The following is a 21,617-nucleotide window of genomic DNA, read 5'->3' as shown; positions in this document are numbered from 1 at the left end:
AAAAGATACATGAGCATGTTTAACCTATTTGGAAAAGAACCATCAGAAAAACCTCAGGACGTAAAAGCGGTGAGAGAGGCACTTCTTGTTTTCATTAAGCAGGAGTTGCAAAAAATGGAAGGTGGCGAAGGAAAACATATAAAAGGATTTCAGCTGTTCATCGCCTGTCAGCCTGTAGAAAAATACTTGTATGAATCTGCGGTTTTCATGGAGGAAGAGGGCCGCTTCAAAAAAGAAGTTCAAAGGCTGGCTGATGATTTTGCAATTGATCTGCCGGAGCACTGGACAATGGAAAGCCTGTTTGTAGAGGAGCTTCCTCAGGATGTGATCAAAGCAGGCAACCTGGAAATCGGACTGTATATTAAAACGCCCGAGCATGCCATCATACAGCATTCAGAAAGGGCTTGTATCAAAGTTTTAAATGGAGAAGCGGAACAACAGGAATACCTGATTACGTCCACAGATGGAAAAATCAATATCGGAAGAGAAAGAAAAGTTCAGGATGCTGATGGTTTTATCAGAGAAAATAAGATCGCTTTTCCAGATTCCAGCAGCAATGAAGGCAATAAATACATCAGCAGACAACATGCACATATCGAATGGAATAAAGAAGCAGGAGTCTTTCTTTTGTTTGCTGATGAAGGTGGTGTGCCGCCAAGAAATAAAGTAAAAATCAGATCTAAGGCAGATCATAACCCTGTTAAACTTACCTTTACCGAACTTGGACACCCGCTACAGGAAGGTGACCAGATTATTTTGGGCGAATCGGCGGTGTTAGAATTTAGTTATGTTTCAAACCCTTCATAAAACGACAATCATACCATGAGCAAAATATTTACCATAGCAGAGGGATTAGAGAATATGGGTGCTTTACGCACCGGCGGACAGGGTTCTGTTTATAAGGGTAAAAGAATGGGCACCATCATTACCGCGGTGAAAATCATACCTACTCCTATCCATTCTGAAGACACAGAAGATAAAAACTACAGGAACTTTAAAAACGAAGTGGAAAAGCTGGAGAAAGTAAATCAGATTCCCAATCCTAATGTGGTGAAGATCCTGAATTCCGGATTAACAGAAAGCGGTTCATTTCCTTTCATAGAAATGGAATACATCGAAGGGCCCGACCTGGAGGATCTGCTAAAACCACCACATAGTCCGGTCTTCACCATCCGGGAAACGATTAAGCTGGCAGAACAGCTGTCCAATGCCCTGGCACATTGCCATAAGGTGGGTGTTAAACATGGAGACATCAAAAGTAACAATGTAAAATTCAATGTTTATACGGGCAATTATATCCTGCTTGACTTCGGTTTGGCGATCATGTCTGATGAGCAACGGAGAAGCAGTGTAAGACATGCGGGCGCTGTAGAATTTATGGCACCGGAACAGCATGACGGCGAAATGTTTTTCCAGACGGATGTCTACAGTTTCGGAGTGATCCTTTATGAACTTCTGGCGGGTACGGTTCCTTTCCCATTGATCAATAAAGCGGAGAACTCGCGCAATTCAGTGATGCTTTCCCATATGGAAAAACCAGTGCCTGATTTGTTAAGCCTTCGCCGAAATCAATTGCCCGAAAGCTGGTCCCCGGCAGTACGTGATTATGAAATGAAAGTACCGGTATGGTTACTGGATCTGATCAAAAGATGCCTGGAGAAAGCACCTGAAAAAAGGTTTGCCAATGGCGAAGCTTTACATGAGGCAATTGCCCGTAACAATATAGAAAACATGGCGATACCAACGGCTGCACCAGTTGTTCCCGTTGCTCCGGTAGCTGCACCGGCAATAGCCGAAAGTCCTTCTAACGCGGTAAAAGTATCTAAACCATTGTTTACCCTGATGATCCTTGCATTGGTAGGCCTGAGTGCATTTACCGGATACGCTTTACTGTTTAAAGATCAGGTCGATAAAGACAAAACAAATGCAGCACTGCATAAAGACAGCATCAATACACCACAACCTGTGCAGGCAGAGGTAGTGACTGAACCGGAACCTGATACCACAAATGCGGTGAAGCCGATCATCCTGGACACTACAGAGCAGCAAACCAATGTCGATTCCCTACAGAAAGAATACGAACGGCAAATGGGAATAGCGGCCAAAGCTGCTGCTGCATCCAAAAAGGAAGCGAATGTAGAACCCATCATCGTAAGTGAAGGCAAGAAATACAAGCTGCCAAAATCAGCGCTTTATTTTTACGATTCCCCAAGCACAGATGCCCCGAGACATGGGGTTTTGGGCTTATGGGTAAATACTAAATTTACAGTCGTAGATGAACAAAATGGCTTTATTTATGTGAGCCATAAAGACAACGATGGTCAGGTGACAAAAGGCTGGTTAAATAAAAGTGACCTGAAAGAACAATAAATATGAGTAGCCTTCAATTTAAGGACAGAACGTTTACAACAGAAGAGATCCGGGACATTGCCGCTCAGACCAAACTTCTGGGACTTTCCTTTGAGAATTGCCCGATTACCGATGAGGACATTGCACAACTCTGCCACTTGCCGAAATTGGTAAATTTGTCGTTAGAGCATACCAATATTACAGACCGTTCGCTGGAACATTTAGCAAATCTCCTGGCCCTGAATTATTTGTTCATAACCGGCGCAAATCTAAATGGCTCCGGGTTTAAATCATTTGAAAACCACCGGAAAATTGATTGTATCTGGGCATGCAGCACCAAACTAAATGATGATGGTCTTCGGTTACTGGCAAACATCCCCAAATTAGGTACGATTAGAATATTGGATACCGCAGTCACCTTTGAAGGACTCCTTTCGGTTGCAGACAATCAAAGAATATGCGTTGTTGCGGACGACATGTTCAGTCGGGAGCAAATGGAACAATTTGAACAGGAACAACGAAATCAGGCTAAATCAAAGAAAAATACGAATCCGGAAGCCGTTGAAGAGGCAAGGGCTATCCTCCTCTCCTTTTTTCAGGCCATGACCGATTGGGAGAAATATGCGGAAGCATCTTTTGCATCCTCACAACAATTTGCTCCGGACCTTCAACCAAAATGCGAAGCGATATTCCATCAGTACTGCACCGATAAACCCAGAAACGGATACCGGCCTACTGGTTTATTTTTTGCCGGTGGACCCAAATACACTTATGGTGAAGAGCAATTTACTGATGTCGAACAGCCCTCTAAAAATAAAATCATCTTCTACACCAAAAACCACAATGATTTTCAATACCGTTACCTTGTCCTTAAAAAAGAGAACGAATGGAGAGTTGATGAACGGCAATGGCATTCCACTGGCTGGAAGAAAAACGGATTGTAACGAAATCTGTTTTTTAACAGATGAAGCTATTTAATTGGCTTTTTTATTGTCCAGGTGTTTAATTACACAGCCGTCTGCGATTTTAATGATTTCCCTGCTATATGCTTTGGATCGGAAAAAGCCCGCATATACTCCTTTAGGGTGTTGGGCTTTAAGCTTATCCACTATGCAATCTGATACTGCCTTTTTTTCGGAAGGACTAAAGCCTTCGGGCATCATGCTCAGGGTCTCTTTTTTTAAAGTTTTTTCATTATCAGCACTCCAGGGATATAAGACATTTGGCTTTACCATCTTTTTACATTCAATACCTATCTTTTCACAGAGGTCTAAAAACGCAGCGTTGGTTGTTTTAACCCCATTTGGATACCTTGCTTTAAGTTTACTGATTAAACAATCTTCCAGTTTCCTTTTTTCCTCTGCCGAAAGGGAGGAAGATTTAAAATGCTGTCTAAACTCCCTGGATACTATTTTCTCATTTTCAGGGGTCCATTTGAAAGCGATTGATGAGCTTTGTGCCTTCATGGTACCTGAAAGCAGGAATATTAAAATGACAGTGATGAGCGTTGATTTCATTCCATAAAACTAAACATTGTATTCCGTTTTTACCAAAGGTATTATCGCTTCCGGCTAATAAATGTACTTATCCGGTGGAAATTTATTTAAATGATTTTATGGTGCATTATGAATTTTAAACAGCATACACTTTCTCCTGCTTAAACCCGTAAACAGGCAACAATTGATTGTATTTCAAGCGTATCGCTGTTTATCTTTATTTTACTTCTTAATTAATCTAACCTAAATTTATTCTTGTTTTATGAGCTTTATTGTGTTAATTTAATGTTAAATCCCTAACGTAAATTCAAATATCATGAAAACAAAAAATCAATTAAGGTCCATTTTGCTACCTGCATTATTGCTGTTGTGCCTGGCCTCCTGTAAAACCAAACAAGCGGACTTTGCTTCACCGGAAGATCAGACCAGAAATTCAAAACAATCTGACATTCCCGCCATCGCTGCTGCCGATTTTAAGGTCATCGGTTATGTGCCTTCCTGGGCAGGAGAAGTAAGCCAGATCCAGTTCAGTAAACTCACCCACATTAATTACGCTTTTATTCTCCCAACCAATTCAGGTGGTTTTCAGGCCCTGGAAAACCCGTCCAAGCTTCAGGCATTAGTCTCAGCGGCGCATGCCAGCAATGTAAAAGTGCTGGTATCTGTAGGCGGCTGGAATAATGGAAACGACAGTGCATTTGAGGCCTTTGCGGCCAGCGCAGGCGGGCGTACCAATTTTACCAATAATGTGGTTAGCCTTGTCAACCAATATGGATTAGACGGGATAGACATCGATTGGGAGTATCCGGACAACGGAAACTCGGCAAACAATTATTCCCTGTTAATGCAGCAACTCAGCACGGCAATGCACAATATGGGGAAACTGCTTACTGCCGCAGTGGTCTCCTATAATGGTGCAAGCATCCAAAACAACGTGTTTGGATATGTGGATTTTCTAAATATTATGGCTTACGATGAAAGCGGGCCCAACCACTCTACCTATGACCTTGCAGTGCAATCTTTAAACTACTGGAAAGGCAGAGGCCTTCCGGCAGGAAAAGCCAATCTGGGCGTACCGTTTTATGGAAGATCGGCAAATGAATATGTAGACTATAAAACGATCCTGTCAAGAGGCGGAAGTGCCAATTCAGATTCCTTTGCCGGAATAGGTTATAACGGAATCCCCACCATTAAAAACAAGACCAATCTGGCCTTTGATCAAGGTGGAGGCATCATGATCTGGGAATTGTCGCAGGATGCTACCGCAGGAAATTCACTGCTGACTGCCATCAACCAGGTGGTGCTTTCCAGAACAGGAAATCCTGGAGGAAATATCCCTATCGGATCAACAGTAACCTTGAAAGGTTTTAATGTAAAATATGTGAGCGGAGAAAATGGCCTTCAGGCCATGACCTGTAACCGTACCACGGCCTCTCCTACAGAAACCTTTACCGTAATTGATGCCGGTGCCGGCAAAATAGCGCTGAGAAGCAAAGGCAAATTTGTTTCATCGGAAAATGGAACTGCTGCGATCACCTGTAGCCGTACAGTGATGGGCGACTGGGAGAAATTTGACTGGGTGGCCAATGCCGATGGCAGTGTTTCTTTCAGAGGAAACAATGGCAGGTATATCTCCTGTGAAAATGGGACTCAGGCCATGACCTGTAACCGAACCACGATTTCCGGCTGGGAAGCTTTTCGCATTAACCAATAAATAAACAGTCCTGCAGAATGCGCCCAGCATTGCATGCTGCAGGATTTCTTAAAATTGAATATTGATCAGTATAATTTTTTGTTGATGAAAGACATAAACGCTTTCCTGTAAGTATCACTAACCGGTAATTTCTTATTCCCGATCCAGACGTGATTGTCTTCAATTTTAATCACATGGTCTATATTGACGATGTAAGAATGGTGAATCCGCTGAAAGTTCCTATCCATCTGCTCAGCAAGATTTTTCATCCGCTTATTCACCAGAATGACGCCCTTTCTGGTATGAAAATTCACGTACTCTTTATCCCCTTCCAAATAGATAATATCGGCACATTCCATCCGTATAATCTCTTTTCCTGATTTAATGAATAGCTGTGGAGACGCCTGAGGAAGGACAATCGGGCTGGCTATCGGAAGCACCGGACTTAGCTGGTCACATGCTTTTAATATCGCATCCATAAAACGTGAAAACGTAATCGGCTTCAGTAAATAATCTGTCGCATGTTTCTGATAACTTTCAACGGCATATTCCGAGTAAGCAGTGGTAAAGATCAGCGCAACATTTTTAGGAATCAGTGCGGCAAGCTCCATCCCGTTCATTTCCGGCATCTCAATATCCAGGAATATGATGTCTACAGTTTCCTTTCGCAGGTAATTGATGGCTTCAAACGCGTCATAGCAGGACATGACATGGTCGAGAAAATCAACATGATCCAGGTGCGACCGCAGTAAGGCCACCGCATTGGGTTCATCATCTATAATCAGACAGCGAAAATTCATGATTCAGGAATGTTAACTGAGGCATAAAAATGAAGGCCCCTGATTTCAGAGGTCAATACAAAATCATCCCCATATAGTAAATTTAAACGTTTCCTTAAATTTAACAAGCCGAAGCCGGTACGGTTTGCCGGAATGGAAGCATTATGCAAATTTTGCACTTCAAAAGTTAATCTTTTATCTGTTATCTCCAGTTTCATTGAAACTATATTTTCAGTTTTTCTTTTATTAATCCCATGTTTAAATACATTCTCTACAAAAGGAATCAGGATCATTGGCGGAATATAGAACGTTTCCGGAATCTGGTATTCAAAAGTCAATTGTAAAGGATACCTCATCCTTAGACGCTCCAGTTCTATATAATTCTCTATAAATTCCACCTCTTTCGACAACAGGATTTTTTCCATAGGACTCTCTTCCAGAAAGAAACGCATCATCCTTGCCAGCCGCTCGATTTGAAGCGCCGTTGCCGGTGATTCTTTATGCGCCTGATAGTAAATGTTGTTTAGCGTATTAAAGAGAAAATGTGGCTGAACCTGGGCTTTTAAAAGACTTAACTCCGAATGATAATGCTGTGCTTTCAGTTCGTTCTGCGCCCTTAACAAATGGAAATACCGTAGACTCGCATAAAAGAGAAAGCTGGTAATCACCACCAGGCCCGCAGAAAAAGAGGTATATGCCCATTGGGCAAAAGAGAAATTATACATTTTCTCCCCGTAATAGCGTCCAAAAATATAGTAGTTAGATCCCATTTCCAAAGCAACCACCAGGGAGAAAAAGCTGAAAAGCATCAAACTATACCTTAGGAACTGTCCTTTGCTATACACCCGCGGAATCAACCAGATTCCATTTCCATACAAGATAACGGCATAGAAGAATACAATAGAAAGGGATTGAACAATTGCCCTTTCCAGTCCCAAATTCGGTAATCGAAAAACAAAGTTAATGGTAAAAAATACCAGCCAGCCGATGAGTTGCAGCATCCGAAGATTTCGTCGATGTGTTTTTGCTGATTCCATATATAGATCAAGGTAAAAATAGGGTTTACGAAGATTAAAGCCTCATAAATTCAACCAACCAGCTCCTTTTTTCAATAACTGAGTTATGATGCATCAGGCCGTATCGGTTAAAAAACATCAGCCATTGATTGATTGCCCCGCGATTTATCTAATGATTACGCTCAGTTTTAAATAAAAAACATGAAAAATCTATTTAAAATTAATGGTGCTTTATGCGTTGCGGTGTTTTTTCTTGTCCATTTAACACAGCATCAAACCTCTGCTCAGAAATGGCGAAGCAACTTCTTCATCCGCCACCTGGAAAATACGCACAAAAATGAAGTGTACGTTCTGGGAACATTGTATAAGCGACATGAAAACACAAATGTATATCACCTGGAGGCCTTAAAGAAAGTAATCCTCAGCATAAATCCACAGGTTTTGGTGCTTGATGTAACTCCTGAAGAACTACGCCTGCAAAAGGTGTATCCCGGAAAAATAGAATACACAAATGTGATTTTCCCTTTGGTCAACAGCAATAAGTATCGTGTATATCCGGCAGAACCAGATGAACCGAAGTTCAGCACGATTGTAAACGAAGTAACAAAGGCGCATGCAGATTTCAAAAAGAACCAACCCTCCTGCTCCCGGTCGCTGGAAGAATATAACACTTCCCTGTATCAGTTATTGACCCATTCCTGGAAGAATGTCGCAGATGCCAATGGAAAAACTACGGACCAGTTACTGGCTGCAAAATTAAGGTTAGAAGGGGAAGTTATAGGCAAAGGGCAAGCTGAAAGTTGGAAAATATGGAACCGGCACACTACGGATGTTGTGCTTCAGGCCTTAAAAGAAAACATTGGAAAACGCATACTGGTCATTACAGGAATTGAAAATGCCTCTTTTATCAGACAAAACCTGAAAAATGAGGAGGTAAACCTGGTGGATATGGAGGCCTGGCTCAACAAAAGGTTTTTATAAAAGGATTAAAAAAGTCCTTGTTTACGACGAAAGCCCGGTGATGGGCTTTCGTCATGAACTTTCTAAAAAAGAAGGTTCATTCACCTATTTCTGCACTGATCTAATCCTGTTTTGGTCTAATCAAAAATACAGTTAATCATTAGGTTTACAATACCCAATAACAATGGTTTTGTACTACCTGCTTCCAGGTATTTTTAATATGGAAACCCGCATTTTTGGAAATCTTCCATATACTTGTATACTATGCCTAAATACATCCCTGTCTTTCTCCTGCTTCTCCTAACCATGATGTGGTGTAGCGGACAGGTGCCTCTAAATGAGCGCCTTTACCTGGATAGTTTATCCCGGAAGACCCAAACGGCCGCAACGGATAGCATTAAAGCCAGGGCAAACCTGGAGTTGTCGCAATTCTGGGCTTACAAAGACAGCCTCAAATCTGAAAAGTATTTAGCGCAGGGAAAAAAGCTGGCCGGTCACTCCCCTTATTTAAAAATCATTGCGCAGTATTACGAGGCCTATTTCATTGTTCGGACTCAGCAGAATAAGAGCGAGAAAATGTACAGAAATGTAGAAATGCAGCTCCGTGCTTATCCGGCAAAAGAGGCAAATTTGTTCAGGGCAAAGGCATGGTATGAGTATGGAATCATACAGTTTAAAAAAGACAATTATGATGTGCTCACTGACATCGTATTTAACAAATGTATCCCATTGGCCCAAAAAGCAGAAAGCAATGCTTTTCTTGGCACGAGCTATTTAATCCTGGCCAATATTTTCAAGAATGCAGGTCAGTTTGGGAAAGCAGAAAGCTATTGCTTAAAAGCGATCGGTTATTTAAAAAAGGAGAAAGCCAGTTCCGGCGAGCTGATCAGCGCTTACCATACCCTGGCTGAAAATTATACCCAATCCGGTCAAAACCCTAAGGCAAGGGTTATACTAGATGATATTCGCGGCCTTTTGGCGCCCTACCCTGAATCAGAATACCTGTTGGACTATTATGCCGCAGAAGGTCTGTATTTTACGGTAGGTGATCAGTTTAAAAAAGCCCTGACAAACATTGAAAAGGGAATCGTCCTGTCGGAAAAACTAAAGATTCCATATAAGGAACAACGCCTGTTGCTTCAGAAGTTCTACGCAAGCTATTATATCAAAGATTTTGAACAAGCCAGATCGGTATTGGAGTACCTGATGACAAAGCCACCGATGATGAAGCTCTCTGTGAACAGGTTACAGCTTTACCATGGAATGGCCATCACTTATAAAGGGCTGGGGAAAATGACATTGGCCTACGACTGGCTCGAACGTTACAGCAAACTGAGTGACAGCGTCGCCCAGGGTAAGCTGAAAACTGAGGTCAATGCCCTGGAGTTAAAGTATAAAGACACGGAAAAACAAAAAGAGATCAATGAACTAAAGGCCAATAATATCCAATCGGCACTAGCGGCCAAAAACAACCGCTTAATTAACTGGCTATTGGGTTCCATAAGTCTGATTCTATTGATTGTCGCCATGTTTTCATTCCTGTACTACCGGAACAACAGAAAGCTGCTGGCTCAGAAAGAGCTGAGTTACCGGCAACATTTAAATGAGCTGGAACAACAACAACAGCTTCAATACAGTCAGGCCATGCTGGAGGGCGAAGAGCAGGAACGCCGCAGGCTGGCAAGGGACCTGCACGATGGACTGGGTGGAATGCTGGCCGGAGCAAAGATCAACCTCTCCGGGCAGCTGGAAAATCCCCGCTCCGACAACCAAAGAGAAAACCTGCAAAAAATCATCGGACAGCTGGACAACTCGGTAACAGAACTGCGCAGGATCGCCCATAATATGATGCCGGAAAACCTGCTCAATTTCGGATTAAAAACGGCCTTGAAAGACCTTTGTGAAACACTGATAACCAGCAGCACAAAGATTGAATTTCTGGCATTGGAAATTGATGGTCCCATTCCGGAACAGACTCAGATTAACATTTACCGTATTGTTCAGGAGATGCTGGCGAATGCCATCCGCCATGCGAATGCCAGCAAAATCTTATTGCAATGCAGCAGAAACGGCAATATGTTTTTTATCACTCAGGAAGATAACGGCAAAGGATTTGAGCTGAATTCAGACCATACAGAGAACGGAATAGGGCTGAATAACATCAGGAACAGAGTGGGCTTCCTAAAAGGAAAAATAGAGATAGAATCGACAATTAATGAAGGTACCGTTATTAATATAGAATTACATGTGGACTAACAAAGCAACATTAGCAATCGTAGATGATCACCTGATTGTCCTGGAAGGACTTCAACGCTTATTGACAGACCTGGAGGGGATTGAAATCTCGGGCTGTTTTACCCTCGGTGCCACTTTTCTCGCTTTTCTGAAGGAAAACAAAGTAGATGTTGTTTTACTGGACATCACCCTCCCCGATGCCAATGGCATTGAGTTGTGTAAGGAAATCAAAAAGATCTCCCCAAAAACACATGTGCTTGCTTTGAGTAACCATAGCCAGCGCAGCATGATCCTTCAGATGTTGCAAAATGGAGCCACTGGTTACATGCTCAAAAACATCTCTTCAGAAGAATTGATCCATTGTATCAATGAGGCACTTCAAGGCCGGATTGCCTTTAGCAATGCCGTCAGGGAGATCATGGCGCAGCCCACGCTGAACGAACTGGATACCCCTGCTCAGCTGACCAAAAGAGAAAAAGAGATCCTATGCCTGATCTCGCAGGGACAAACCACTCCTGTCATCGCCGAAAGCCTTCATCTCAGTCCGCTCACCGTAGAAACCCACCGCAAAAACCTCCTGCAGAAATTTCAGGTAAAAAATGTGGCCTCATTGATAAAGGCCGCTATGGATCAGGGACTTGTATAGCGAAAATAGATTTAGTACCTGAAAACAGGTAGAAATAAAGCCATGTTTTCAGGTATTGTGAGGGCTGTAAATACCCGTTATTTTTGAGGTAACAACCAGTATTAAACCTCTAAAATAAACCAACATGAAAATTATTCCGATGATGTGTTTCGCACTGATCCTATTTGGTGGCACATCGCTTAAAGCACAAGGTGTATTTGACAAAATTGATAAAGCATTAAGCAAGGTAGATAAAGCATCAAATGCCGCAGACCGGACCAAAGGTACAGGCGATAAAATATTAGGCTTCTTCTCCAAAAAGAAGAAAACGACGGATCCGGCTGCCCCGGTAAGCGGAGGCACCACGATCACCCTGAATGGAGTCGACTTTATGACCCTGAAAGCGGTCAATGAAAATATTCAGAAATGTACAGGCGTGGAAAGCACCAAAATTAAATTTAGTGCTGCAGGCTCTACCATCGATGTTCAGCATACGGGCAGCTCTGAAGAACTCTTAAAACTCATACAAAAATCAGGTGCCAAAGATACTTTTGCAGATAAAAATCTGGAAGGTCTGGAAGATGGAAAAATAGCCGTTACGGTCCTGAAAAAGAAACCATAAATCCCTCTCCCCGGGTAAGCATCTTTTCAATTTTTGTTTAAGCCGTATGCTCTTTTTTAATTCCCCGTTAGAAGAAGAGCATGCGGCTTTTTCCGTATATTCTTCCCCTTACATTACGTATCGTTCAATAAAAGATTTTCTTGGAATGATGTGCAGGTAAGCATAGTCCCCGGACAACTGTTTTCGCTGTTTCAGCTGGTATAAAAAGTGTCCGCCCAAATCTACAATGATCGGGCATTTCGCTTCAAACCAAACCCGGTGAGGGTGTTTCCAGCAAAATGAATAATAATAAGAAGTGAGTGGAATGCCTTTGATCTCCGGATGATAGAAGTTTAAAATCTTCGGCTTATCCTGGATCAGATCCGATTTACGGATCATGGAAAGGTGGTCACTATGACAAAACTCATAAGCGGAAAGCCTTGGATCATCGACATCAGGCAAGCTTTTAAGCACCCGGAATCCTTTGAACTTCTTCCCATTAAGGACCCAGACGAGATTTGGATAAAAGGCCTCCCTGCTCCTGAGTTCCTCCATAGAAATCGGAGAATTCTGAAACTCGAGCGTCGTCCCACATGGCGTATGTACATCAGCCCGATGATGCTCACCGAAGGTCGCATCCACAAAACTAACCTCCCTGAAAGCCGGAGGAAATGCTTTCTTCCAGTTGCGGTGCCAGGGTGTTTCTCCAGGATAAAACCTCAATAAAGGAGAATTAGATTCCATATTATAAACTCAATCGAATTTTAGCAAATACAAAATTATACTAATATAATTAGTAGCCAAAGAATTATATATTATTCTCGGAATTTTATTTAGGATCTTGATTTTTTTACTAATTAAACTAGCTTTGTATACAATTCATCATTCCCTAAATTAAAAAAATAACAAATAATGAAAACTATCTCGAAATTATGCTGCCTGGCATTGCTGTTCAGCACCCTAAGCACGACGGCGCTTAAAGCGCAATCTACTCCTGGCTTATACCTGACCTATCTTGGTAATGATGGAGGGCCAAATTTTGTCAACTATTGGAAAAACGGACAGGTCGTCAAATTATCGGACGGAAAGACTTTTGCCGAAGCTTTAGATATCGCGGTCTTAGGCGATGACGAATATGTGTCTGGATATGTAAATAACAGCGAGGGAGAACCTGTTGCCACCTATTGGAAGAATGGTAAAGGCTTTGTACTTACGGATGGTAAAACTTACGCAAAAGCAATGGCAATCGCAGTCTCAGGTTCAGATGTGCATGTGATCGGAAATAACGGATCTGCTGCCATGTACTGGAAAAACGGGATTGCCACAAAGATGGGCGAAGAGATCACCCTTACAGATATCTTCGTTGCTGGTCAGGATGTCTATATTTCGGGTTATAAAGTAGATGATAACGGCGATTATGAAGCCACTTACTGGAAAAATGGAAAGACCGTAAAACTGACATCAGCTAACCCGGGGGCAGAAGCCAATGGAATCGCAGTTTCCGGAACAGATGTTTATGTAGCGGGTAAAGCCAAAGATAAAGCAGGAGTAGAAATTGCGGTATACTGGAAAAATGGAAAAGAAACCCTGCTCGCTAACGGTACTAGTGCAAAAGCCGTTTCTCTATCTGGCAATGATGTCTATTTCGCAGGATTTGAAAGAAATGCAGAAGCGATAAATGTGATGGTCAGCTGGAAAAACGGACAGCCAACCCGCTTAACAGACGGGAAAGAAAGTGCCGGAGTAAATGCCATGGCCGTTTCTGGTCAGGATGTTTATCTGGCAGGTTACCTGGAAGGAAACGCAACTTACTGGAAAAATGGCAAGGCGGTATCCCTCCCGAACGTCGTTGGTCACATCACAGGGATCTTTGTGAAATAAAGGTCGTTAAGATGGCTGTTTGCCGAGTTGCTGGATAAAAACATTCAGGTCATCGGCTTTAGAAAGCCCCAGTTTCTGCTTGATCCGGTAGCGGCTCATCCGCACACTCTTGGCCTCCACGTGCATGAGCTGGGCAATTTGCCGGGTATCCATATTGAGATGTAAACAGGCACAGAACCTCAGGTCGAGCGGCGTCAGTTTTTGCTGGGACCGCTCGGTTAACAATTGAAAGAAACCGGGATGCACCTGCTGGATCTGTAATTTCGCCTGCTCAAAGTCAAGGTCCAGCATCGATTCCGACCGGAGTATTTTCTGCATATTGATCGATTCACCTTCATTCAATTGTGCTTTGATGTGGTGTAACATCTGGTTTTTATGATCCAGCTGCAACACATTGGCCATTACTTCTTTTTTCAACTGTTGCTGCTCCGCTTCCATTAACCGCTGTTCGGCGATTAGTCTTGCCTGTTCTTCCTTTTCCAGTTTTACCTGCATGTCGGATTCCTGCTTTTCCAGCTGTAATTGTTTTTCCAGCTGTAAGGAATAACGCAGCTTAAAATGGTAGGAACGGAACAGGAAGACCAGACCAACCAGAGAAGCAAAAGCGATACAACCGTATAAAACCGATTGTAAATGCCGACTGCTTTCCCGTTCCTTAAGGACCAGCATTTCATTGTTTTTTTTTTCCGTATCGTATTGTATCTCCAACTTCTGAGCATTGGTTGCCTGCGTTTTGTCGAAACTCTTATTGTTGTATTCTACAACCTGTTTTTGAAAACCGAGTGCCTTTGCATATTCCCCTTTCTTCTCATAGTTATCGGCGAGTGCCTGTATGACATTGATCAGGGTATAATAAGATGGATCCTGTTCCGTTTTCATCACCTCATAGGCCTCAAGAAGGTAACGCTCCATCAGTCCCAGATCTCCTTCCCGCTTCGCATACTCACTTAATATCCCCAGACTATTGCCGATGATCGGCTGGTTCCTCAGGCTATTCTTCATGACCATTCTTGCCTTATTGGCGTATCGGATTCCATTACTTTTGGCCGCCTGATCGGTTTCCGGGAAATATTTAAGGTAATAGCTGGCCATATTAATACAGGCAATGGCATAGGTATGATCGGCCACCCGGCCAGGATATTGCTGGTAAAGCGCTTCTGATTTGTTGAGGTAATACAGAACACTATCCAGATCGGCCATCTTTTTCGAAGCGGCATAATTGTATTCACAGGCAACAGACATGCCGGTATAGGCATTACTTAATGCGTTGTAATCTTTGGCTTTCAGGGCATTGTCTGTCGATTTTCGGGCATATAGGTTTACCTTGGCTACATTATTCCATCCTGAGTTTACCGCGTAAAGCTGATAGTAAAGCTTAGCGGCAAGATAAGGATCATCAATTTTTTCCAGGGCTTTCAATCCCAGCTGGCAATGCTTTACCACTTCATCAGCGTTAGACAATGCTTTATATAACAATACCCGTCCATACCAGGCGTAAGCCATCGCTTCCTGCGTATGATGCTGACGCGCAATCACCATCGCGGAATCGCCCGCTGTTTTCATCGCTGCAAACTGTTGGGTAATGGCATATATATTCGTGAGCACCACATAAGCTTTTACCGCCTCGGTATAATTACCGGTCTTCAATGCAAAGCGAACACTTTCTTTTCCGGTTTTTGTTCCGGCCTGATCGTCTTTATTCAGCCGGTATACTTCTGATAAACGGGTCAGTAATCTTGATTTGTCCTGAGGAGCGATCGAAGGTTCATTCAGGGCGGATTTTAGGCTATCGGACAAGGCCAACTGTGCGGAGGTAAACATCGGTAGGCAAAGGAAACTGCAAATAAATAGTTTGAACAGGGAGGATTTCATATCCTGAAATTAATACAAATTGATCAAAATTGCTGCAAAATGTAAACATCCTGAAAATCTGTAGACGTATTGTAGTCGGCCGTTCCCCAATTCGTAGATGCAATGTAGGATAGTACGATAGCCAAATAATCATTTAACAATAAGACCTTTAGGTTATACCCCCTTTGCTGCCGCCAGGCCCCTACCTGGTGGTGGCATTTTTAAAACGGAAATATGGCATTACCATTTATAGAAATCATTGAATCTGTAAGCCCGCATCCAAACATGCTGATGTGGAAGTTCGCTGATGCAGATCAGGAAATAAAGAACGGCGCAGTGCTGACCGTCAGAGAAAGTCAACAGGCCCTTTTATTAAACGAAGGCCAGCTGGCCGATGTCTTCCCTGCCGGAAAACATACCTTAAAAACAGAAAACATCCCCATACTTTCCCGGCTGAAGGGCTGGAAGTATGGTTTTGAAAGTCCATACAAAGCAGACATTTACTTTTTCAATACCCATCAGTTTGTCAACCTCAGATGGGGAACGCCCAGCCCGGTACTCATGCGGGACTTGAATTTTGGACAGGTACGCATCAGAGCTTATGGAAACTACAATATTCGCATTAAGGATATCGGGCTGTTTTTTAAAGAATATGCAGGTACCTATCCTAACCTAAGCATTGCAGAACTGGAGTTGCAATTGCGTGATTTCATTGCGCCTAAATTTGCCGAGGTGCTGGCCGGAGCAAAAATAGCGGTAATGGATGTTGCGGGGAACATCTCCGGATTAAATGAAAAAATACAGCCCTCAATCCAGTCCTTTTTTACGGGTTTTGGGCTTGAAATCACACAATTCACCGTTAGCAGTGTGACTTTACCTGAAGAGGTACTCCGGCATTATGATCAGGTGACGGGCATGAATATGGTCACAGACATCGATAAATTCTCGCAGTTTAGCATCGCCACCGCGATCAGCAACGAAAACAACGGAATGGCCGATGTGACCCGTCAGGGAATGGCAATGGGAATGATCATGAACATCAACCCTTCTGCAACGCCACAGCAAAAAGCAGGGCAAACAGAAGACATTCCCGGACGGCTTAAAAACCTAAAGGATCTTTTCAGCATGGAGCTGATTACAGAAACGGAATACACGGCAAAAAAAGAAGAATTGTTAAAGCTGCTATAACAAAAGCCATGAGCAACGCAGAAAAAAAGAACACGCAAAGCTATCTGGAAAGGCTAAAGCAACAGGCCTTATCGCAGGAAAACTACGGCGGAGCAATCAAATATGACCAGGCGAATATGCAGTTGTACGATTGTCCTGAATGTGCTGCTCCACGGGCGCCCGGAGATGGACTTACCGTTTGTGCCTATTGTGGTTTTAAATTCATGACCGTAAAGCTCAGTGATGGCATTCATATCAAAAAAGAAAATTGATGTTTGGTTTTTTCAAAAATAAATATGACAATCCGGCTTTGCTGGAAGAGATCAGACAAACTGAAGAAAAATGGTTTGTCTTTCTTGATAAGCTGGAAACACGCCTTGAGGAGCTGTGTGCTGCCGCCATACCTGAACTTATTGCCGTATTTAATCAGGATACTGATCCTTATAAACGTGCGCATAGCAGAATGCTTACCGGATTAATCGGACAGATTAGCCAGATGCAGCAGAAAGGCATCGAAGCAAAGGAAACACACATCATTCCCTTTATGCAGCCCTCCGGTTCCCTCCTGCCTGATTTAATGTCCAGTGCCGGCCGTAAATACCATGACCGTCTTTACCGTTTTCAAATGGCCTGCTTTGACCGGCATCATCAATTTGAAGACAAGGTAAATGAAGGGATTGCCGCGTTAAGAGCTGCGAAGGGAAATACAGATCTGGAAGGGGCTTACCAGCGTCAGTTAACGGAATTTGAACGTATAAAAGACAACTTTAACTGCAAACAATGTGGCGGCAAAATGAGCCTTCCAAAGATGTTTTTCATTGCGACCTATATCCAATGTCCATTTTGTCAATCTCAAAACACCTATACCCCTTCTACAGAAATGCAAATGTTGTTCCATCAGGCCAGGAGCTTAGCAGAACAACGGACGGCCCATCTGCTGCAGGATTATGAAAATAGCAAACCTAAAAATCCTGCCCTATATCAGCAGTATTTAAGGGCCATGTTCGATGAGTGGAACAAAATAACTCCCGATATGCTAACCGAAAACGAACGTTTTTATCAGCGTTTACTAAAAGATCATTCTATTAATCATTACTAAATATAAAAAAATATGTCTCAGAATCCATTATTAGAACCTATTCACGGTATTACTTTAGAAGATTACAGCGCTGCATGTGCAAAGATGGGAAGCGGCTTAAGCGAAGACCAGGTGGCAACAGCTTTGGGGGTAGAAATGCCGGTATGGCAGGAAGCGAATTTACTTTGGCAGGAACGCATGAAGGAAGATGCTACTTATCAGATCGTTACCCTTTTTGGTCAGCATTTTGGTACCGCAGATCAGCACCCTAAATTCAGTAACCTGCAAGCAGCGGTTTCCCCGGAAGCAACGGGTTATATTGAGAAAATTAAAACAGATAAAGACTTTTACCAGGAACTGGAAGTAGCCAGACAGGTAGCCTATGATTATGGACTGGATGGCGCCAGCTGGATAGCAGATCAATACGGAATATCTCTTGGTGATTTTCAAATAGCTGCTTCCCTATGGAATGAGCAGATTCATCGGGATATTGCTGCTGATTCTCAAAAATATATGCGTACACAAGACGCTTATAAAGAAAAGTATCGTCAGCAGTTCGCAAATGCCCAGGGCGGGAATGTTGCGGACGACATAGAATTTTAAAGCTCAGTTACCTCCTCTTAACGCATGGTTAAGAACCGCGCCAATATAGCTGCCCCCTCTCTTATTTACACTCGCGGTAATTAAGGGATAAGGGGCAATTGGTCGGGAACCCTTATCTGCAACCACAACCGGCAGGTGATAATAGATGTCTTTCTCGTGTTCAAGATCAATGTCCCATTTCCCCCGCAGGTTTTCCCGGAAGGTTTCCCCAATATAACGGCTCACCAGATCCAGGGTATATTGATGCTCTGCTTTTAGAATCTCTTCTGTGGAGCTGAATTTGACCAATAACCATTCTTCTACGTCATCGATAGACTGCGGACTATAACTGAGCTTTTTACTCGTTTCCTGTTCAAAAAAATTGGTAAATTCTTCCAGCTTCTCTGACATTGCAAATAGCCATTCTTCGAAATCCTCCCTTGTTAAATTTGCGCGCATAACTTAGCTAATAAGACGCTTTAACTTCGTGCTAAAGCGTTAAGTAAGTTAGGGAATAAATTCAGTTATACGAACTAAATCACTAGTTTTATCTATGGCCTGCATATTCATTTCGTTCATTTTATCCTAAAATATTATTGTTCGTCCTTTCTAAAAAAAAAGAGTTATATTTAGTTACCTACTCTCTTTCTATTATGACGCTGTCTCTCTTTTTTGCAAGCATCAGTTGCTTTTTTCTACTCCTTTTTTCTCTGCACCTGTTTTGCGCGAAACGGGGAATCAGACTGCTGAACTATTTGCTTGCCCTGCTCTTCTTTTCAAAATTCGGCCAGGTCCTGATTGCCCTGTTGATGTACTCAGATCAGAAAGCAATATATCCGGCCATATACCAATTGTTTACCCCATTATCCTATATCGCACCCGCCTGCTTTTATCTATACACCACAAATTTTATCCCTGGAAACCAGCAACTGTCTAAAGGGCAATGGTTACATTTCATTCCGGTAGTCTTTGCCTTCGCTCATTTATTTTCAGACGTTCCCATCAACTGGACGTTAATTGCCAATCAGATCGCAGAGAACGGACAGTTGTTTAGCACCGAAAGAACAGGACTGTTTCCTGCGGTTTTCTTCATTCTTGTTAAGCCAGGCCTGGTCATCATCTACCTCGCATTGACCTGGTATGCCGTGTTAAAGTCAAAAGTTCTCGATAAAAACGCCAAACATCCCGGTAGAAACTGGTTATTGCTTTTCCTTAAGGGTGGTACTTTTTTTCAGCTGACCGGCTTTCTTCCATTGGTATTCCAGAACCTGAACCTGAACCTGAACATGAACCTGCCTGATCGCCATGCCTCATTTCTCCTGTTGAATAGCATCGCATTTTTAATGATTATTACTTATGTGCTTAATCATCCGAGATTATTCTACGGCTATCTTTTTGTTTCAGTTAACCTGGACATGGGCCAGACAGACATCGGGAAAGAAATTAGACGGGAAGTTCCGACCGTTACGAACACGATAAAAAAGGTAAGCCTCTTACCGGATCAGCTGATCAATTATTCCAATGCGATGAAAGAAGTGATGGAAACTAAGAAACCCTACCTTCTGGAAAGCTTTCAGATCGTTGACCTGGCCGGAGCGCTAAACATCCCTGTTCACCATTGCTCCTTCGTGCTCAACAACCTGATCGGAAAGAACTTTCGCGACTGGATCAACGAGTACAGGATCAATTCTTTCCTGGAACAATACCCTCTTAAAGCACAAAGAATGACGATTGAGTCGATTGCTCATGAATGTGGTTTTAAAAGTGTGGCCACTTTTTACAATGCCTTTAAAAAAGAAACCGGCATCATGCCAACCGTCTATTTCTCCCAAAAAAAGGTCTCCTAACCTGTATTTCTTTTACAACCGTTGAATAGTTAGACAACTACAACGTTAAAATCAGGCTTTTAGTATGATAAGCCTGATAACTTTATATAGCTAACACACCATGCTCAATTCATTGAATTAAACGAGTAATTTCTAAATGATATGAAATACTCCCGCGCTCATATACAACAGTAAATCATTACATATTTAAATTAATTACCTCTTATTCAATTTTTATGAAAAAAGCAACTTTTACTCTATTGGTGTTATTTTTATTTGTGCTTAACAGTTTCGCACAAACTCCCCAAAAAATCAATTACCAGGCGGTAATTCGAAACGCTACCGGACAGCCTGTACCCAGTCAGGCAGTAGGAATGCGGCTTACAGTACAAAACGGACCGGTAGGTGCCCCGATATATACGGAGACACAAGTGCCAACCACCAATGCTTTTGGATTGGTGAACCTGCAAATCGGAACGGGAACAGTGGTAACGGGCACCTTTTCAGCCATTCCCTGGTCTACAGGAAATAAATATCTTAAAATTGAAGCGGATATCGCCGGCGGATCGGCTTACGTCACGATCGGTACAGTAGAGCTGGTAAGTGTCCCTTATGCTTTAAACTCACAGGCCTCAGCAACCAGCCTCGATAACCGCTGGTCTCTTTCGGGTACTGATATTTTGAATAACAATACAGGAGGCGTTGGAATCGGTGCCGGAACCGGCACATTCCCTGCAACAGACGCGGTGCTGGATATCTGGTCTACCACCAAAGGTATCCTGATCCCAAGGGTGGCCTCTGCAGCAGCAATCGCTTCACCAAGTGATGGTTTACTGGTTTACCAAACCGGCGCACCTAAAGGTTTTTATTACTCAAAAACAGGTGCATGGGTAAGACTTACTGATGCGAATGACGCATCAGGTGGTTCAAATGGCGGTGCTATCATTCCTTATGCTTCCGGTCTTCCTGTAACCTTGACAACCGTTGCAGGCGGTCTGGTTGGTACAACGAGTCTTGTAGGCTTTGGAAGCAGCACTCCTGGAGTTTCCGTGTTTGGTGGAACGATCGACCTTACAGGTGCTGCAGGTACATTGCTCAATTTCGCATTCTCCATGCCAAGATCTGGTACCATAAAAAGTATGTCTGCTTATTTTAGTACAACATTGGCTTTATCACTGATCGGTACCAATTTAACGGTTACTGCACAACTTTATCAAAGCACCACTCCCGATAACCAGTTTACTGCTGTTCCGGGGGCCTCTGTTACTTTGGCGCCATCCTTATCAGGCATCATCAGTATAGGCGGGGTATCCAACGGCATTACCACAGGGCTTAGCATACCTGTAACTGCGCAAACACGCTATTTAATGGTGTTTTCTGCCACCGCGTCCGGGCTAACCCTGATCAATACTGTAGCTGGTTATGCCGGTGCAGGATTAAGCGTTGAGTAAATAAGTTAAGCAGATCACTAAACATAT

21 protein-coding genes are annotated in these 21,617 nt (G+C 42.9%); 15 read left to right on the top strand and 6 right to left on the bottom strand.

Annotation, left to right across the window (positions count from 1 at the left end; all coding sequences use genetic code 11):
* Positions 1 to 15 precede the first annotated feature (15 nt).
* The 3 genes from BLQ87_RS30390 to BLQ87_RS30380 are packed head-to-tail and all read left to right on the top strand — an operon-like array spanning position 16 to position 3,293.
* Entirely contained in the window at positions 16 to 807 is a 792-nt protein-coding gene (locus tag BLQ87_RS30390) for an FHA domain-containing protein (RefSeq protein WP_074612698.1), read from the top strand.
* 15 nt (positions 808 to 822) lie between these two features.
* Positions 823 to 2,370, top strand: a complete 1,548-nt coding sequence (locus BLQ87_RS30385) for a serine/threonine protein kinase (protein ID WP_074612663.1) — start codon at positions 823 to 825, stop codon at positions 2,368 to 2,370.
* A 2-nt stretch (positions 2,371 to 2,372) separates the two neighbouring features.
* The gene (locus tag BLQ87_RS30380) at positions 2,373 to 3,293 is read left to right on the top strand and encodes an NTF2 fold immunity protein (RefSeq protein ID WP_074612662.1); all 921 of its coding nucleotides are present in this window, start codon (positions 2,373 to 2,375) and stop codon (positions 3,291 to 3,293) included.
* Positions 3,294 to 3,323: 30 nt separating this feature from the next.
* On the opposite strand, the gene BLQ87_RS30375 is transcribed toward BLQ87_RS30380, so the two are convergent.
* Complete coding sequence (locus BLQ87_RS30375; protein WP_074612661.1) at positions 3,324 to 3,866, bottom strand: hypothetical protein; 543 nt, start codon at positions 3,864 to 3,866, stop codon at positions 3,324 to 3,326.
* A gap of 295 nt (positions 3,867 to 4,161) precedes the next feature.
* On the opposite strand from BLQ87_RS30375, the gene BLQ87_RS30370 reads away from it, so the two are divergent.
* Complete coding sequence (locus tag BLQ87_RS30370; protein WP_074612660.1) at positions 4,162 to 5,559, top strand: glycosyl hydrolase family 18 protein; 1,398 nt, start codon at positions 4,162 to 4,164, stop codon at positions 5,557 to 5,559.
* A 65-nt stretch (positions 5,560 to 5,624) separates the two neighbouring features.
* Here the strand turns inward: BLQ87_RS30370 and BLQ87_RS30365 are convergent, their stop codons facing one another.
* Positions 5,625 to 6,338 carry a LytR/AlgR family response regulator transcription factor gene (locus BLQ87_RS30365; RefSeq protein ID WP_074612659.1) on the bottom strand — a complete coding sequence of 238 codons (714 nt, stop codon included), beginning with the start codon at positions 6,336 to 6,338 and terminating at the stop codon, positions 5,625 to 5,627.
* Complete coding sequence (locus BLQ87_RS30360; RefSeq protein WP_083362138.1) at positions 6,335 to 7,354, bottom strand: sensor histidine kinase; 1,020 nt, start codon at positions 7,352 to 7,354, stop codon at positions 6,335 to 6,337. The genes BLQ87_RS30365 and BLQ87_RS30360 overlap by 4 nt, the downstream gene beginning before the upstream one ends.
* A gap of 180 nt (positions 7,355 to 7,534) precedes the next feature.
* Between BLQ87_RS30360 and BLQ87_RS30355 the strand changes: the two genes are divergently transcribed.
* From BLQ87_RS30355 to BLQ87_RS30340, 4 genes are all read left to right on the top strand, one after another.
* Positions 7,535 to 8,314, top strand: a complete 780-nt coding sequence (locus BLQ87_RS30355; protein ID WP_074612657.1) for a hypothetical protein — start codon at positions 7,535 to 7,537, stop codon at positions 8,312 to 8,314.
* Between the two features lie 243 nt (positions 8,315 to 8,557).
* Positions 8,558 to 10,549, top strand: a complete 1,992-nt coding sequence (locus BLQ87_RS30350; RefSeq protein ID WP_083362137.1) for a tetratricopeptide repeat-containing sensor histidine kinase — start codon at positions 8,558 to 8,560, stop codon at positions 10,547 to 10,549.
* Complete coding sequence (locus tag BLQ87_RS30345) at positions 10,539 to 11,174, top strand: response regulator transcription factor (protein WP_074612656.1); 636 nt, start codon at positions 10,539 to 10,541, stop codon at positions 11,172 to 11,174. Before BLQ87_RS30350 ends, BLQ87_RS30345 begins: the two co-directional genes overlap by 11 nt.
* A gap of 124 nt (positions 11,175 to 11,298) precedes the next feature.
* Positions 11,299 to 11,775, top strand: coding sequence for a hypothetical protein (locus tag BLQ87_RS30340; RefSeq protein WP_074612655.1), 477 nt, complete (start codon positions 11,299 to 11,301; stop codon positions 11,773 to 11,775).
* Between the two features lie 108 nt (positions 11,776 to 11,883).
* On the opposite strand, the gene BLQ87_RS30335 is transcribed toward BLQ87_RS30340, so the two are convergent.
* Positions 11,884 to 12,498, bottom strand: a complete 615-nt coding sequence (locus tag BLQ87_RS30335) for a competence protein CoiA family protein (RefSeq protein ID WP_074612654.1) — start codon at positions 12,496 to 12,498, stop codon at positions 11,884 to 11,886.
* Positions 12,499 to 12,666: 168 nt separating this feature from the next.
* Between BLQ87_RS30335 and BLQ87_RS30330 the strand changes: the two genes are divergently transcribed.
* Positions 12,667 to 13,635, top strand: coding sequence for a hypothetical protein (locus BLQ87_RS30330; protein ID WP_074612653.1), 969 nt, complete (start codon positions 12,667 to 12,669; stop codon positions 13,633 to 13,635).
* 6 nt (positions 13,636 to 13,641) lie between these two features.
* Here BLQ87_RS30330 and BLQ87_RS30325 read toward each other — a convergent pair whose 3' ends face one another.
* Entirely contained in the window at positions 13,642 to 15,507 is a 1,866-nt protein-coding gene (locus tag BLQ87_RS30325) for a helix-turn-helix transcriptional regulator (RefSeq protein ID WP_074612652.1), read from the bottom strand.
* Positions 15,508 to 15,720: 213 nt separating this feature from the next.
* Here BLQ87_RS30325 and BLQ87_RS30320 point away from each other — a divergent pair, with 213 nt between their 5' ends.
* The 4 genes from BLQ87_RS30320 to BLQ87_RS30305 are packed head-to-tail and all read left to right on the top strand — an operon-like array spanning position 15,721 to position 18,334.
* Entirely contained in the window at positions 15,721 to 16,674 is a 954-nt protein-coding gene (locus BLQ87_RS30320) for an SPFH domain-containing protein (protein ID WP_074612651.1), read from the top strand.
* Positions 16,675 to 16,682: 8 nt separating this feature from the next.
* Entirely contained in the window at positions 16,683 to 16,925 is a 243-nt protein-coding gene (locus tag BLQ87_RS30315; protein WP_074612650.1) for a hypothetical protein, read from the top strand.
* The gene (locus BLQ87_RS30310; RefSeq protein ID WP_074612649.1) at positions 16,925 to 17,752 is read left to right on the top strand and encodes a hypothetical protein; all 828 of its coding nucleotides are present in this window, start codon (positions 16,925 to 16,927) and stop codon (positions 17,750 to 17,752) included. The genes BLQ87_RS30315 and BLQ87_RS30310 overlap by 1 nt, the downstream gene beginning before the upstream one ends.
* Positions 17,753 to 17,764: 12 nt before the next feature.
* A complete protein-coding gene (locus BLQ87_RS30305) occupies positions 17,765 to 18,334 on the top strand; it encodes a DUF6620 family protein (protein WP_074612648.1) in 570 nt (189 codons plus the stop codon).
* Between the two features lie 3 nt (positions 18,335 to 18,337).
* Here the strand turns inward: BLQ87_RS30305 and BLQ87_RS30300 are convergent, their stop codons facing one another.
* Positions 18,338 to 18,772 (bottom strand): hypothetical protein, encoded by a 435-nt coding sequence (locus BLQ87_RS30300; RefSeq protein WP_074612647.1) that lies wholly within the window; start codon positions 18,770 to 18,772, stop codon positions 18,338 to 18,340.
* Between the two features lie 194 nt (positions 18,773 to 18,966).
* Here BLQ87_RS30300 and BLQ87_RS30295 point away from each other — a divergent pair, with 194 nt between their 5' ends.
* Together BLQ87_RS30295 and BLQ87_RS34210 are read left to right on the top strand one after the other, a co-directional pair.
* Positions 18,967 to 20,160, top strand: coding sequence for a helix-turn-helix domain-containing protein (locus tag BLQ87_RS30295; RefSeq protein ID WP_074612646.1), 1,194 nt, complete (start codon positions 18,967 to 18,969; stop codon positions 20,158 to 20,160).
* A 215-nt stretch (positions 20,161 to 20,375) separates the two neighbouring features.
* Entirely contained in the window at positions 20,376 to 21,590 is a 1,215-nt protein-coding gene (locus tag BLQ87_RS34210; RefSeq protein WP_083362136.1) for an exosporium glycoprotein BclB-related protein, read from the top strand.
* Positions 21,591 to 21,617 lie beyond the last annotated feature (27 nt).

It is taken from the genome of Pedobacter steynii (assembly GCF_900103665.1).
Classification (GTDB): domain Bacteria; phylum Bacteroidota; class Bacteroidia; order Sphingobacteriales; family Sphingobacteriaceae; genus Pedobacter; species Pedobacter steynii.
This window is presented reverse-complemented; position numbering and strand designations above follow the sequence as displayed.

What these genes read in the sequence shown, in the direction of transcription:
- BLQ87_RS30330 (WP_074612653.1), top strand. Translation starts at nt 12,667, where the DNA reads ATGAAAACTATCTCGAAATTATGCTGCCTGGCATTGCTGTTCAGCACC.
- BLQ87_RS30345 (WP_074612656.1), top strand. Translation starts at nt 10,539, where the DNA reads ATGTGGACTAACAAAGCAACATTAGCAATCGTAGATGATCACCTGATT.
- BLQ87_RS34210 (WP_083362136.1), top strand. Translation starts at nt 20,376, where the DNA reads ATGAAAAAAGCAACTTTTACTCTATTGGTGTTATTTTTATTTGTGCTT.
- BLQ87_RS30380 (WP_074612662.1), top strand. Translation starts at nt 2,373, where the DNA reads ATGAGTAGCCTTCAATTTAAGGACAGAACGTTTACAACAGAAGAGATC.
- BLQ87_RS30340 (WP_074612655.1), top strand. Translation starts at nt 11,299, where the DNA reads ATGAAAATTATTCCGATGATGTGTTTCGCACTGATCCTATTTGGTGGC.
- BLQ87_RS30360 (WP_083362138.1), bottom strand. Translation starts at nt 7,354, where the DNA reads ATGGAATCAGCAAAAACACATCGACGAAATCTTCGGATGCTGCAACTC.
- BLQ87_RS30310 (WP_074612649.1), top strand. Translation starts at nt 16,925, where the DNA reads ATGTTTGGTTTTTTCAAAAATAAATATGACAATCCGGCTTTGCTGGAA.
- BLQ87_RS30370 (WP_074612660.1), top strand. Translation starts at nt 4,162, where the DNA reads ATGAAAACAAAAAATCAATTAAGGTCCATTTTGCTACCTGCATTATTG.
- BLQ87_RS30325 (WP_074612652.1), bottom strand. Translation starts at nt 15,507, where the DNA reads ATGAAATCCTCCCTGTTCAAACTATTTATTTGCAGTTTCCTTTGCCTA.
- BLQ87_RS30390 (WP_074612698.1), top strand. Translation starts at nt 16, where the DNA reads ATGTTTAACCTATTTGGAAAAGAACCATCAGAAAAACCTCAGGACGTA.
- BLQ87_RS30305 (WP_074612648.1), top strand. Translation starts at nt 17,765, where the DNA reads ATGTCTCAGAATCCATTATTAGAACCTATTCACGGTATTACTTTAGAA.
- BLQ87_RS30350 (WP_083362137.1), top strand. Translation starts at nt 8,558, where the DNA reads ATGCCTAAATACATCCCTGTCTTTCTCCTGCTTCTCCTAACCATGATG.
- BLQ87_RS30295 (WP_074612646.1), top strand. Translation starts at nt 18,967, where the DNA reads ATGACGCTGTCTCTCTTTTTTGCAAGCATCAGTTGCTTTTTTCTACTC.
- BLQ87_RS30320 (WP_074612651.1), top strand. Translation starts at nt 15,721, where the DNA reads ATGGCATTACCATTTATAGAAATCATTGAATCTGTAAGCCCGCATCCA.
- BLQ87_RS30355 (WP_074612657.1), top strand. Translation starts at nt 7,535, where the DNA reads ATGAAAAATCTATTTAAAATTAATGGTGCTTTATGCGTTGCGGTGTTT.
- BLQ87_RS30300 (WP_074612647.1), bottom strand. Translation starts at nt 18,772, where the DNA reads ATGCGCGCAAATTTAACAAGGGAGGATTTCGAAGAATGGCTATTTGCA.
- BLQ87_RS30385 (WP_074612663.1), top strand. Translation starts at nt 823, where the DNA reads ATGAGCAAAATATTTACCATAGCAGAGGGATTAGAGAATATGGGTGCT.
- BLQ87_RS30335 (WP_074612654.1), bottom strand. Translation starts at nt 12,498, where the DNA reads ATGGAATCTAATTCTCCTTTATTGAGGTTTTATCCTGGAGAAACACCC.
- BLQ87_RS30375 (WP_074612661.1), bottom strand. Translation starts at nt 3,866, where the DNA reads ATGAAATCAACGCTCATCACTGTCATTTTAATATTCCTGCTTTCAGGT.
- BLQ87_RS30315 (WP_074612650.1), top strand. Translation starts at nt 16,683, where the DNA reads ATGAGCAACGCAGAAAAAAAGAACACGCAAAGCTATCTGGAAAGGCTA.
- BLQ87_RS30365 (WP_074612659.1), bottom strand. Translation starts at nt 6,338, where the DNA reads ATGAATTTTCGCTGTCTGATTATAGATGATGAACCCAATGCGGTGGCC.